Source organism: Nocardioides sp. Root122 (assembly GCF_001425025.1).
Classification (GTDB): domain Bacteria; phylum Actinomycetota; class Actinomycetes; order Propionibacteriales; family Nocardioidaceae; genus Nocardioides.
In genome coordinates this window covers 341,580-354,394 of sequence record NZ_LMDE01000001.1, presented here as the reverse complement: position 1 = coordinate 354,394, position 12,815 = coordinate 341,580, and the positions used below count along the sequence as shown (strand labels likewise).

Here is a 12,815-nt window from a genome sequence, read left to right as displayed (position 1 = left end):
TCCGGCGACGAGTGCTGGATCGGCGGGAGCTGGCCACCTCCGGACGTTATCCGGGTCTCCTCCACGAACCGGGCAGCCTCGCCCGCGTCCTCAGCGCGGGACGACCGCGGGTTCACTCCGACAGCCCAAGGCGGCCTCCCACCGGGCGAGGGCTCGCGTAGTGTGATGGGCGTGTCGGGTCACCGGGTCGAAGCGTCGCGGGTGATGTCAGTCGACCCCGATGCTGCGTTCGCCCGGCTGATGAACGCCCGGCTGACGGACGTGTTCACCCGGCGCTATGCGGCCATGCCGGCCGTCACTGACGTGACCGATCAGCCCGGCGACTGGGGCGTCGTCGGACAGACCCGCACGATCGTGCTTGCCGACGGCGGCCGGCTCCGCGAGACCCTGACCGAGATCGAACGCCCGCACCACTTCGCCTACCGGCTCGACGAGATCGAAGGGCCGCTCCGGCACTTCGTCCGCACCATCGACGGAGCCTGGACGATCGCCCCGCACGATGAGGGTGCTCGCATCGGCTGGGCCTGGACCTTCTACCCGAAGACCTCGCCGGCCCGGCTCACCACGAGCGTCATCGGCCGCATGTGGATGGGGTACGCCGAACGCGCACTGACGGAGCTCGAGGCCATCCTCACGCGCGACTGACGCGCGGGCTGCCGCAACACGAGAGTCAGGGCTTCAGCCAGGCCCACTGCGTGACTGCGCGCGCGGGGGTCCAGCCGGTGAAGGTGCCGACAGGCGCCGCTGTCTCGACCGCGATGCGCGTGACCTCGCCGCCGTGGTCGGCGTACGCCTTCGCCAGCAGCGTCTCCGTCTCGAGGGTGACGCCGTGGACGACGAGGCGGCCGCCGGGCTTGATCGAGCTCACGCAAGTTTCGAGGACGCCTTCTCGGGTGGCGCCGCCGCCGATGAAGATGGCGTCCGGGGCCTCGAGGCCCGCGAGAGCAGAGGGGGCGCGGCCCTCGACCACCTCGAGGTCGGGGACGCCGAGGGCTTGAGCGTTGCGCGCGATGCGGGCGGCTCGTTCGGGGTCGGACTCGACGGCGACCGTGCGGCAGGTGGGATGGGCGCGCATCCACTCGATACCGACCGAGCCGGCGCCGGCGCCGGCGTCCCAGAGGAGCTGGCCTGGTGCGGGCATCAACCGGGCGAGGGCGGAGGCGCGGAGGTCGCGCTTGGTGAGCTGGCCGTCGTGCTCGAACGCGTCGTCGGGGAGACCGGCCGCCCAGGAGGCGAGGCCGTTCCCGGAGACCTCGATGGCGATCACGTTAAGCGCGGGCGACACCTCGGACCAAGACGAGGCATGACCCGAGACCAACGCTTCTGACGACGAGCCGAGGTCGCCCAGCACGGTCAACTTCGAGGCGCCCCAGCCCGAGGATGTCAGCAGCGAGGCGACCTCCGCCGGCGTCGACGCATTCGACGACAGCACCAGCAGGCGCCGTCCGGGTGCACACTCGCGCAGGACCCGCGACACCGAGCGCCCGACCACGGTGACCACCGCACACGACTCGAACGACCATCCCATCCGAGCCCGCGCGAGCGAGACCGAGGAGACCGCCGGCACCACCCGCACCGGAGCGCCGTACTCCAGCAGCGTCGTCGCGATCCCGGAGACCAGCGGGTCGCCGGACGCGAGGGCGACAACCGGACGGCCGGCGTACTCAGCAAGAAGACGGGGAAGCCCGGAAGCCAGCGGCGAGGGCCACGGGATCCGCGACTGACCCGGCACCGATGGCACGAGCGACAGGTGCCGCGACCCGCCCCACAGCACCGCCGCCCCGAGCACCAGCTCGCGCGATGAAGGCGAAAGACCGGAGAAGCCGTCGGCGCCGATGCCGACGACCACGACCTCCGTGGGCACCCCAGTGGCAGACATGGCCGCAGACGCTATCGTGGCCGGCACTTGGCGAGAGGTGCCCCGAAGTCTGGGGAGAATCTGGGAAGTCGGTGAGATTCCGACACAGGGCCCGCTGCGGTGACTCGAGACGTCGAACTCCGGCGTTGCGAGAAGTCCGAAGACCGGCCTCCCGCCGCCCATGAAGATGGCAACGAGAGCGGGAGCCCCCATGCCACTGCAGTACCCCCTGTCCGCCGTCGTCCCCTCCAAGGACACAGGCGACGACATGACGCTCGCCCTGATCCTCACCACGATCTCCCCCGAGGTCGGCGGCGTGCTGGTGCGCGGCGAGAAGGGCACGGCCAAGTCCACGACCGTGCGCGCCCTTGCCTCCGTGCTGCCGCCGATCGAGGTGGTCGCCGGCGACCGGTTCAGCAGCGCCCCCGGTGAGACGAGCCCCGACGGAGCCTGGCCCCGCGACGCGGAGACCGAGACCCGACCCGTACGCCTCGTCGAGCTGCCCGTCGGCGCCACCGAGGACCGCGTGCTCGGCTCGCTGCACCTGTCCAAGGTGCTGGCCGACGGCGTCGCCGAGTACGAGCCCGGCCTCCTCGCCCGCGCGCACCGCGGCATCCTCTACGTCGACGAGGTCAACCTCCTCCACGACCACCTCGTCGACCTGCTGCTCGACGCCGCCGCGATGGGCCGCTCGACCGTCGAGCGCGACGGCGTCTCGGTCGCGCACGCCGCCCGCTTCGTGCTCGTCGGCACCATGAACCCCGAGGAGGGCGAGCTCCGGCCGCAGCTCCTCGACCGCTTCGGCCTCACCGTCGAGATCGCCGCACCGCGCGACCCGCAGCTGCGCGCCGAGGTCGTCCGCCGCCGCCTCGCCTTCGACGCCGACCCGCAGGCGTTCGTGGAGTCGTACGCCGACGCCGAGCGCGCGCTGACCAACCGGATCGCCGCCGCCCGCACGCTGCTGCCCGAGGTCGAGCTCACCGACGCGGTGCTCACCAAGGTGGCCGAGGTCTGCGCCGCCTTCGAGGTCGACGGGATGCGCGCCGACATCGTCACCACGCGTACGGCGATCGCTCATGCTGCCTGGCATGGACGGACCTCCGTCACGCGGGCCGACATCCGCCAGGCCGCGCTGCTGGCGCTGCCGCACCGACGGCGGCGGAATCCGTTCGATGCGCCTGGGATCGATGAGGAGCTGCTGGACCAGGTCTTGGGGGATGAGGAGCCGGAGCCTGAGCCGCCGATGCCTCCCAAGCCTGACGACCCGGGAGGTCATACGGACGGGGCAGACGGTGGCCCTGACCGTATGACCTCCGAGGATGGCGAGGGACGTGAGACGGAGCGGTCGCCGGAGCAGCCGGATCGCAACACGTCCGACGGCTTGGATGGTCAGGCGACCGGGGATCCGGGTCTCGATACGCCTCCTCGTTCCTCGTCGGCCACTCGACCCACTGAGGTTGCGGGGGTCGCGGATCCGTACAAGGTGCGGCGGTTCGAAGTCACCGGCACGGGCGCGGGGGAGTCGGGGAAGCGGTCGCGCGCGCTGACGTCGAACGGGCGTCGCGTCGGGGCGGACCCCACCGGCAACGGCGGGCTGCACCTCGTGGAGACCATCCGCGCCGCCGCCCCGCACCAGCGGAGCAGGGGCAGGACCAACGGTCGGATCAGGTTCGAGGCGACCGACCTCCGCACCGCGCGACGGGAGGGGCGGGAAGCGAACCTCGTGCTCTTCTGCGTCGACGCGTCGGGCTCGATGGCCGCGCGCAAGCGGATGGAGCAGGTGAAGACCGCGATCCTCAGCCTGCTGCTCGACGCCTACCAGCGTCGCGACAAGGTCGGGCTGGTCACGTTCCGCGCCGACGGCGCCGAGGTCGCGCTGCCGCCGACCCATTCGGTCGACATCGCGGCGAAGCGGCTCGCCGACCTGCCGGCAGGAGGGCGTACTCCCCTCGCCGAGGGCCTGCTCACCGCCGCCGAGGTGCTGCGGATCGAGAAGGTGCGCGACCCGCGACGACGACCGCTGCTCATCGTGATCACCGACGGCCGCGCCACCCACGGCCCCGACGCCGTGCACCGGAGCCGTCAGGCAGCGCAGTGGATCGCCGAGCAGCAGACCACTGCGGTCGTCGTCGACTGCGATAGCGGTTCATTTCGTATGGGACTAGCCGGAGAGCTGGCTCGGCACATGCAAGCGATCCACCTCCCCCTCGCCGACGTCAGCGCCCGGGTGCTGACCGACGTGGCGAGGGTCGCGTGAGCACCGACCTGTACGACGTCATCGCCCGCCGGCGCGACGTACGAGCCGAGTTCAGCGGCGAGACCGTCGACCTCGGGCAGCTGCGGCGCATCCTGCAGGCGGCGCACGAGGCGCCGAGCGTCGGGCACAGCCAGCCGTGGGACTTCGTCCTGGTCTTCGACGAGGAAACGCGAGCAGAGTTCGCCGACCACGTCGAGACCGAGCGGCAGACGTTCGCCGAGCAGCTCGAGGGCGAGCGGCGGGAGACCTTCGAGAAGATCAAGGTCGAGGGGATCCGCGAGTCCGGCCTCGGCGTCGTGGTGACGTACGACGAGAGCCGCGGCGGGCAGCACGTGCTCGGCCGTCACGCGATCGCCGACACCGGCCTCTACTCCACCTGCCTGGCCATCCAGAACCTCTGGCTCGCCGCCACCGCCGAGGGCCTCGGCGTGGGGTGGGTGTCGTTCTACCGCGAGGAGTTCCTCGCCGACCTCGTCGCCCTGCCCGACGGCGTACGCCCGGTCGCGTGGCTCTGCCTCGGGCCGGTGCGGCACCTGCAGGCGGTGCCCGACCTCGTACGCCACGGCTGGCGCAAGGGCCGGAGCCTCGACGAGGCGATCCACCTCGAGAGCTGGAGGGGCTGACATGCCGCAGGGCGTCCCGACCACGATCCCCGACGACGGGCTCACCACGCGCGAGCGGCGCAACCGCCCGCTGATCATGGTCCACACCGGTCCCGGCAAGGGGAAGTCGACCGCCGCTTTCGGGCTTGCGATGCGCGGGTGGAACCAGGGCTTCAGCATCGGTGTCTTCCAGTTCGTGAAGTCCGCCAAGTGGCGCATCGGCGAGCAGACCGTGCTCGAGCGCCTCGGCGAGCTGCACGAGGAGACCGGTGAGGGTGGTCCCGTCGCCTGGCACAAGATGGGCTCGGGCTGGTCGTGGTCGCGCAAGGCGGGCACCGAGGAGGACCACGCCGCCGACGCCGCCGAGGGCTGGGCCGAGATCAAGCGGGCGCTCGCCGAGGAGCGGCACGACCTCTACGTCCTCGACGAGTTCACCTATCCGATGAAGTGGGGCTGGGTCGACGTCGACGACGTCGTCGCCACGCTCGTCGACCGCCCCGGTCGCCAGCACGTCGTGATCACTGGCCGGCACGCCGACCCGCGGCTCATCGAGGCGGCCAACCTCGTGACCGAGATGGGCCAGGTGAAGCACCCGATGGAGGTCGGGCAGAAGGGCCAGCGGGGCATCGAGTGGTGAGCCTGCCGCGGCTCATGGTGGCCGCACCCGCCTCCGGGCACGGCAAGACCACGGTCGCCACCGGGCTGATGGCCGCGCTTGCCCGCGCCGGCCACACCGTCAGCGGCCACAAGGTCGGCCCCGACTACATCGACCCCGGCTACCACGCGCTCGCCACCGGTCGCCCCGGCCGCAACCTCGACCCGCACCTCGTCGGCGAGCAGCGCCTCGTCCCGCTGCTGCTGCACGGTGCCGCCGGCGCGGACCTCGCCGTGATCGAGGGCGTGATGGGCTTGTACGACGGCCAGATCGGTGGCGACGGATTCGCATCGACGGCCCACGTGGCCGCCGTGACGCGCACCCCCGTCGTCCTCGTCGTCGACATCTCGTCGGCGTCGCGGACCATCGCGGCGACGATCCACGGGCTCTGCACCTGGTCGCAGCCGCCCGTCGACGTGGTCGGGGTGATCCTCAACAAGGCGGGGTCGGCGCGGCATGCCGAGGAGGTCGTGCGGTCCATCGGCGACCGGCTGCCGGTGCTCGGGATCCTGCAGCGCGACGACGGGATCGAGGCGCCGAGTCGGCACCTCGGGCTGGTGCCTGCGGCCGAGCGCGCGGATGCGGCTGCGGCGCTCGATCGGCTCGCTGCTCAGATCGCGGAGAAGGTGGACCTCGCTGCTGTTGTCCGGCTGGCGTCGGCGGCGCCGGAGCTGCACGAGGCGCCCTGGGATCCGGCCTCCTCGGTGGTTGAGGTGCGAGGAGCGCCGGCGACGAGCCTCGAAACCTCCGACCCACGTGGTTTCGAGGCTCGCTTCGCTCGCACCTCAACCACCGAGTCGGGGCGTGGTGGCAGGGCGCGCATCGCGGTGGCCGGAGGGCGGGCGTTCACGTTCCGGTACGCCGAGACCGTGGAGCTCCTGCGTGCAGCAGGGGCGGAGGTCGTGGACTTCGACCCCCTCACCGACGCCCGGCTCCCGGACGGCACGACCGGCCTCTACCTCGGCGGCGGGTTCCCCGAGATGCACGCAGCCGAGCTCGGGGACAACGAGCGCCTGCGGCGCGACATCCGCACGGCCATCCAGCGCGGGCTGCCGACCGTGGCCGAGTGTGCCGGTCTGCTCTACCTCTGCGAGTCCGTGCGTGGCCCCGACGGACCCGCGGTCCCGATGGTCGGCGCCGTCGACGCGGTCGCCGAGATGGCATCGCGGCTGACGCTGTCCTACCGGACCGCGACCGCTCCGGCCGACAATCTCCTGGCGCGAGCTGGTGAGGAGGTCACCGGCCACGAGTTCCACCGCACCCACCTCACCCGCGCGCACACCGGGCAGGCCGCCTGGCACCTCCCCCACGAGGAAGGCATCGCCACCCCGAGCCTGCACGCGACCTACCTCCACACCCACTGGGCCGGCCACCCGCAGCTCGCGATGCGGTTCGTGCAGGCCGCCAGTGAGCACCGCGGCCCGGACCTCCGCCACCACGGCGACCAGGAGACCGGAGCGGGACTGGTCGACCTCGCCGTCAACGTCTTCGACGGCCCTCGCCCGACCTGGCTCGACGTAGCGCTGGTCGAGGCCGTGACAGACGCCGACACCTATCCCGACGCGACCGAGGCCGAGCGCGCGGTCGCCAAGCGGCACGGGCGGGACGCAGAGGACGTCCTCGCCACCGCCGGCGCCGCCGAGGCCTTCACCCTGGTCGCGAGACTGAGAGAGTGGCGGCACCCGGTCGTCGTACATCCGCAGTTCACCGAGCCCGAGGTCGCGCTCCGCACGGCCGGGCACACGCCGGGGCAGGTCGTCCTGCGACACGACGACGGCTTCCGCCTGACGCCCGGCCAGATCCCGGACGACGCCGACCTCGTGATCATCGGCAACCCGACCAACCCGACCGGCGTACGCCACCCGGCCGACACGATCAGGAGCCTCACGAGACCCCACCGGTTGGTCGTCGTCGACGAGGCCTTCCTCGACGACGACATCGAGACCCTGGCCGACCAGAGGCACGCCGGACTCGTGGTGCTGCGCAGCCTCACCAAGATCTGGTCCATCCCCGGCATCCGCGCCGGCTACCTCCTCGCCGAGCCGAACGTCGTCGAGGAGCTCAGACGACGGCAGACCCCGTGGTCCGTCTCCGCGCCGGCCATCGCCGCCCTCGTCGCCACCAGCAGCGAGCAGGCACGGGAAGAAGCCAGGAAGAGGGCGCGCGAGCTGCACGCACGCCGGCGCCACCTCGAGGACGGGCTGCGCGAGCTGGGCATCGACACCGTCCCCAGCACCGCGCCGTACGTCCTTGCGCGCACCGGCAGCGGGAGCCGGAAAACCTTGCGGGGCTTGGGTTTCGCGGTCCGGAGGGCCGACACGTTCCCCGGCCTGGACGACGAGTGGGTCCGGATCTCGGCCCGACGAAAGTCGGTGACCGACGACCTCCTCGGTGCGCTACGCTCGCTCCACCCAGTCCTGAGGAAGCCGGTGGGAATCCGGCGCAGTGGCGCTACTGTGACACCGCTCTGAGCGGTGAAGTCAGACCCGACGGACTGGAAGTCACTCCCCATCAACCCGGGACGCTTTCATCCCGAAGGAGACACCATGGCCCACGCCTTCGCCACCCCTGTTGCCGCTCCCTCCGAGCTGGCCATCCCCGTCCGGGAGCTCGCTCCCTGGCTCGCCCTCGGCGCACTGTTCGCCCTCACCGTGCTGGTGCTGATCAGCTCGGTGCAGGGCGCGATCACCATCCCCGAGGGCACCGCGATCCACGAGTGGGTCCACGACGGCCGGCACCTGCTCGGCTTCCCCTGCCACTGACGGCCGGGGATGACCACCCGCACCTTCCTGGTCCACGGTCTTCTCGCTGGTCTGCTCGCCGGCATCGCTGCGTTCGTCGTGGCGTACACCGTCGGTGAACCGCAGATCGACAAGGCCATCGCCCTCGAAGAGGTTGCCGGCGCCCCGGCCTCCGACGGGCACGACCACACGCACGCCGACCCGTCCCAGGACGCGGCCGGCCACTCCCACGGCGACGAAGCCGTCGTCTCCCGCACCACCCAGTCCACCCTCGGGCTAGCCACCGGCACGCTCGCCCTCGGCGTCGTGCTCGGCGGCTTCACCGGGCTGCTCGCCGCCGCCGGTCTCGGCCGGCTCGGCGGGCTCCGACCGGCCGCGAGCACGGCAGTCATGGCGCTCTTGGCCGCGGTGTCGTTCAGCGTGGTGCCGTTCCTGAAGTACCCCGCCACCCCACCCGCCGTCGGCTCCGGCGAGACGATCGACAGCCGGACGGCCGTCTACTTCGGGTTCCTCGCGGTCTCGGTGCTCGGCGTGCTCGCCGCGGTCGCCGTGGCCCGCCGGGCCGCTCGACGGTGGACCGGGGTGCCGGGCGTCCTCGCCGGCGCAGCGACGTACGTCGCCGTGGTCGCCGTCGCCGCGCTCGCCTTCCCGAAGATCGACGAGCTGGGCAGCTTCCCGGCCGGCCTCCTGTGGGACTTCCGGATCGCGTCGCTGCTGACGCTGGTCGCCCTGTGGGCCGTCATCGGCGCGGCGCTGACCGCGCTCGTCGACCGCACCTGGCGCCAGCACAGCGCGGCACAGGCGAGGAAGGAGCTCGCGGCATCGCTGTGAGCGTCGGGGTGAGCCGGGCACTGGGCATCGTGCTCGGCCACCTCGCCGACAGGCGCTTCGGCGACCCCCAGCGGTGGCACCCCGTCGCCGGCTTCGGCCGCGCAGCCGCCGCCATCGAGCACAGGACGTACGCCGACTCGCGAGCGCGCGGCGTCGTCCACCTGGTCCTCCTGGCCGGGGCCGCCACGGGGGGCGGCCTCGGCCAGGAGCTGCGCACGCGCGGCCACCCGGTCGCGCACACCCTCGTCACCGCGGCCGCCACGTGGGCCGTCCTCGGCGGCACCTCGCTGGGTCGGGAGGCGATGGCTGTCCACTGGCTGCTCGAGAAGGGCGACCTCCCCGGGGCCCGCCAGCGGCTGACGCACCTCGTCGGGCGCGACACCTCCCTCCTCGACGAGGGCGAGGTCAGCCGGGCGACCGTCGAGTCGGTCGCGGAGAACACCTCGGACGCCGTCGTCGCTCCCCTCGTGTGGGGTGCGCTGCTGGGTGTCCCCGCCCTGCTCGGCTACCGCGCGGTCAACACCCTCGACGCGATGGTCGGTCACCACGGCGAGCGCTACGGCCGCTTCGGCTGGGCATCGGCCCGCTTCGACGACCTGCTCAACCTGCCGGGCGCGCGGCTCAGTGGACTGCTCGCCGCCGCCTGCGCGCCCACCGTCGGTGGCTCACCGGCCGCGGCGCTCAAGGCCTGGGCGCGCGACGCCCGCCGCCACCCCAGCCCCAACGCGGGAGTCGTGGAGGCCGCCTTCGCCGGCGCGCTCGGCGTACGCCTCGGGGGGCGCAACCACTACGCCTACGGCATCGAGGACCGCGTGCTGCTCGGCGACGGCCCTCCTCCGACCCGTGACGACATCGACCGCGCGGTCCGGCTGGCCCGCCACGTCGGCACCGGCGCCGTCGCTACAGCCGCGCTCGTTGCCTGCACCAGGAAGGCAGTTCGCGGGAGGTCGCGGCCGTCCTGAGCGCGGACACGCCCGGCCCGCGAGCGAACTGCCTGCACGGTGTCGGCAGATGGGGCGACGGGCGCTCAGGCGAACGGGTCGGGCAGCGCGCCCGGCAGCCCGGCGAGCAGCTCACGCGCCCGGGCGGCGTGCTTGTTCTCGACCAGCACCTCGTACTTCGTCGCCACCACCTGGGTGACCGAGGAGAAGTCCCGCTGGCCCCGCGTGAAGGCGTAGCCGAGGAGCGCCCACACCAGACCGAAGGTCGCCCCCATGAAGGCGGTGCTCAGCAGCACCGACACCAGGTTGGCGTTGGTGAAGAGCGCGAAGATCAAGCCGATGAAGACGCCGAACCACAGCCCGGAGAGCAGGCCGCCGACGGCGATCTTCGACCAGGTCAGCCGACCGGTGACGCGCTCGATGCGCTTGAGGTCGGTGCCGACGATCATCAGCTGCTCGACCGGGAACTCGGCGTCGGCGAGGAAGTCGACGGTCTTCTGCGCCTTGGCGTAGTCGTCGTAGACCGCCAGCGACTGCGGGAACTGCAGCTTGAGGGGCGAGGCGGGGTCAAGGCCCGGGGTCGACATGCGCTCCACGATACGACCGCGCGCAGCGTCAGCCCTGCCGCCGGACCCACGCCGCCGCAGCAGCCGCGTCCGGCACGGTCTCGACCCCGTCGGTCGCACCGGAGCGCCGCACGACCACGATCGGCACACCGAGCTGGTCGGCAGCTGCCATCTTCGGCCAGGTGTAGCGACCGCCCGAGTCCTTGGTGACAAGTACGTCGATGCCGTGCTCGGCCATCATCGACAGCTCCCCGGCGAGGTCGTAGGGGCCGCGGTCGAGGTAGACCTCCCACGGCGACGGGACCTCGATCTCCGGCGGGTCGACGACCCGCACGACCGCCCGGACCGCCGCCAGCGGCGAGACGAAGTGCTCGAGCGGCTGCCGCCCCACGGTCAGGAACGGCCGCTGCCCCGACGACGCGGCGGTCGCGGCCGCAGCGGCGTGGTCGTCGACCCAGGTCCAGCCGTCGGCGCCCGGCGCGTCGGACCACCCGGGACGTGCGAGCCGCAGCAACGGCAGGCCGAGGGACGAGCAGGCGGCGAGCGCGTTGGCCGACATGCCCTCGGCGAAGGGGTGGGTGGCGTCGACGACCGCATCCATCCGGTGCGAGACCAGCCAGTCCGACAACCCGGACACGCCGCCGAAGCCGCCGATCCGCACGGGCCCGGCGGGCAGTCGCGGCCGCTCGACCCGGCCGGCCAGCGACGACACCACGTCGACCCCGGCCTCGACGAGCAGGACCGCCAGCTCGCGCGCCTCGCTCGTGCCGCCGAGCAGCAGGACCCTCATCGCGACGCTCCCGGCTCCAGCGCCGGAAGACCGGCCGGCACGCCCGACCACGCGAGCGACAGCAGGGCGTCGAGGTCGAGGTGCTCCTCGGCCAGGTCACCGAGCAGGTCGAGGCGACGCTCACGCATCTCTGCGAAGCTCACCGCCCCCGGCTCGTACGACGTCCCTGCCGCCGCGGACACCTCCGCCAGCAGCGCCCGCCGCAGGTCGTCGCCCTCCAGGCTGCCGTGCCACATGGTCCCGAAGACAGCACCCGACCGCGCTCCGCCGAGGAACTCGTCGCCGGAGTGCCGGGTGACCCGGCCGTGGTGGATCTCGTAGCCGTGAGCCTCCGCACCGAAGGCGGAGCCACGAGGCAGCCGCAGCACCTTGTCCGGCGCGAACGTCGTCGTCACGTCGAGCAGCCCCAGGCCCTCGACGTCGGCACCGGCGTCGCCCTCGACCCCGGACGGGTCGGTGATCCGCCGCCCCAGCATCTGGAAGCCACCGCAGATCCCGAGCACCGGCTTGCCCGCGGCCGCGTGCGCGAGCACCGCGCGGTCGAGCCCGCGGGCGCGCAGCCAGTCGAGGTCGGAGAGCGTCGCCCGCGTGCCGGGCAGCACCACGAGGTCCGCGCCGGCCAGCGCGCGCGGGTCGGAGGCGAAGACCACGTCGACGCCCGGCTCGATGCCCATCGCGTCGACGTCGGTGAAGTTGGAGATGCGCGGCAGCCGCACCACGGCGACGCGCAGTCGCGCCTGCTCGTCCGGGGCGCGGCGCCCGGCCAGGTCGAGCGCGTCCTCGGAGTCGAGCCAGAGGTCGGGGTGCCACGGCAGCACGCCGTACACCTCGCGGCCGGTCAGCTGCCGCAGCTCGGTCAGCCCCGGGCGCAGCAGGTCGAGGTCGCCGCGGAACTTGTTGACCACGAAGCCCGCGACCAGCGCCTGGTCGGCTGCCGACAGCAGCGCCACCGTCCCGAGGAACGCGGCGAACACCCCGCCCCGGTCGATGTCGCCGACCACGACGGTCGGCACCGAGCCGTGCTGCGCGAGGCCCATGTTGACGTAGTCGCCGGCGCGCAGGTTGATCTCCGCCGGGCTGCCCGCGCCCTCGACCACGACGAGGTCGTAGCGGGAAGAGAGGTCGTCGAACGCGGCGTAGGCCGCGTCGCGCAGGTGCGTGCGGCCCCCGACGAAGTCCTTCGAGTCGATCGTCCCGCCGGGCTGCCCCATCACCACGACGTGGCTGCGCCTGTCGCCGCCCGGCTTGAGCAGCACCGGGTTCATGGCGGCCTCCGGATCAGCGCCCGCGGCGACGGCCTGGATCCACTGCGCCCGACCGATCTCGGCACCGTGGCCGTCAGCGGTGGCGCAGACCATCGAGTTGTTCGACATGTTCTGCGCCTTGAAGGGCGCGACCTTGATCCCCCGTCGGGCGAACGCCCGGCACAGGGCGGTGGTGACGATGGTCTTGCCCGCATCCGACGTCGTCCCGGCGACCAGCAGCGCGCTCACGGACGCCAGCCTAGGGTCTCCGCACCTCCCGCTCCGCGCGGGACCGACGACCGGGCGGCCCCGGACTGGAGGCAGTCCAGA

Annotated in this window: 12 protein-coding genes and 1 riboswitch; of the genes, 8 read left to right on the top strand and 4 right to left on the bottom strand. The window is 72.7% G+C overall.

The window, feature by feature from the left end:
- The first annotated feature begins 165 nt into the window (after window positions 1–165).
- Window positions 166–645 (top strand): SRPBCC family protein, encoded by a 480-nt coding sequence (locus ASC64_RS01635; protein WP_056905771.1) that lies wholly within the window; start codon window positions 166–168, stop codon window positions 643–645.
- Window positions 646–670: 25 nt separating this feature from the next.
- Here ASC64_RS01635 and cbiE read toward each other — a convergent pair whose 3' ends face one another.
- Complete coding sequence (gene cbiE / locus ASC64_RS01630) at window positions 671–1,879, bottom strand: precorrin-6y C5,15-methyltransferase (decarboxylating) subunit CbiE (protein WP_056905770.1); 1,209 nt, start codon at window positions 1,877–1,879, stop codon at window positions 671–673.
- A gap of 18 nt (window positions 1,880–1,897) precedes the next feature.
- Window positions 1,898–2,045: riboswitch (cobalamin riboswitch) on the top strand.
- 24 nt (window positions 2,046–2,069) lie between these two features.
- Here cbiE and ASC64_RS01625 point away from each other — a divergent pair.
- The 7 genes from ASC64_RS01625 to ASC64_RS01595 all read left to right on the top strand — a co-directional run bounded on the left by ASC64_RS01625 (window position 2,070) and on the right by ASC64_RS01595 (window position 9,906).
- Window positions 2,070–4,115, top strand: coding sequence for a magnesium chelatase subunit D family protein (locus ASC64_RS01625; protein ID WP_056905769.1), 2,046 nt, complete (start codon window positions 2,070–2,072; stop codon window positions 4,113–4,115).
- Window positions 4,112–4,738: a 5,6-dimethylbenzimidazole synthase gene (bluB, locus tag ASC64_RS01620; RefSeq protein WP_056905768.1), complete on the top strand. Its 627-nt coding sequence runs from the start codon at window positions 4,112–4,114 to the stop codon at window positions 4,736–4,738. The genes ASC64_RS01625 and bluB overlap by 4 nt, the downstream gene beginning before the upstream one ends.
- A 1-nt stretch (window position 4,739) precedes the next feature.
- The gene (gene cobO / locus ASC64_RS01615; RefSeq protein ID WP_056905767.1) at window positions 4,740–5,354 is read left to right on the top strand and encodes a cob(I)yrinic acid a,c-diamide adenosyltransferase; all 615 of its coding nucleotides are present in this window, start codon (window positions 4,740–4,742) and stop codon (window positions 5,352–5,354) included.
- Entirely contained in the window at window positions 5,351–7,843 is a 2,493-nt protein-coding gene (locus ASC64_RS01610; RefSeq protein WP_082550190.1) for a cobyrinate a,c-diamide synthase, read from the top strand. Before cobO ends, ASC64_RS01610 begins: the two co-directional genes overlap by 4 nt.
- A 75-nt stretch (window positions 7,844–7,918) precedes the next feature.
- Window positions 7,919–8,134 carry a CbtB domain-containing protein gene (locus ASC64_RS01605; protein ID WP_056905766.1) on the top strand — a complete coding sequence of 72 codons (216 nt, stop codon included), beginning with the start codon at window positions 7,919–7,921 and terminating at the stop codon, window positions 8,132–8,134.
- 9 nt (window positions 8,135–8,143) lie between these two features.
- Window positions 8,144–8,944: a CbtA family protein gene (locus ASC64_RS01600; protein WP_056905765.1), complete on the top strand. Its 801-nt coding sequence runs from the start codon at window positions 8,144–8,146 to the stop codon at window positions 8,942–8,944.
- A gap of 8 nt (window positions 8,945–8,952) precedes the next feature.
- A complete protein-coding gene (locus ASC64_RS01595; RefSeq protein WP_235563474.1) occupies window positions 8,953–9,906 on the top strand; it encodes a cobalamin biosynthesis protein in 954 nt (317 codons plus the stop codon).
- A gap of 65 nt (window positions 9,907–9,971) precedes the next feature.
- Here the strand turns inward: ASC64_RS01595 and ASC64_RS01590 are convergent, their stop codons facing one another.
- Genes ASC64_RS01590 through ASC64_RS01580 form a run of 3 tightly spaced genes read right to left on the bottom strand, consistent with a single transcriptional unit; the run spans window position 9,972 to window position 12,734 of the window.
- On the bottom strand, window positions 9,972–10,472 hold the full coding sequence (locus ASC64_RS01590; protein ID WP_056905763.1) for a general stress protein: 501 nt from the start codon (window positions 10,470–10,472) through the stop codon (window positions 9,972–9,974).
- A gap of 28 nt (window positions 10,473–10,500) precedes the next feature.
- Entirely contained in the window at window positions 10,501–11,241 is a 741-nt protein-coding gene (locus tag ASC64_RS01585) for a cobalt-precorrin-6A reductase (protein ID WP_056905762.1), read from the bottom strand.
- Entirely contained in the window at window positions 11,238–12,734 is a 1,497-nt protein-coding gene (locus ASC64_RS01580) for a cobyric acid synthase (RefSeq protein WP_056905761.1), read from the bottom strand. The genes ASC64_RS01585 and ASC64_RS01580 overlap by 4 nt, the downstream gene beginning before the upstream one ends.
- Between the last annotated feature and the right edge of the window lie 81 nt (window positions 12,735–12,815).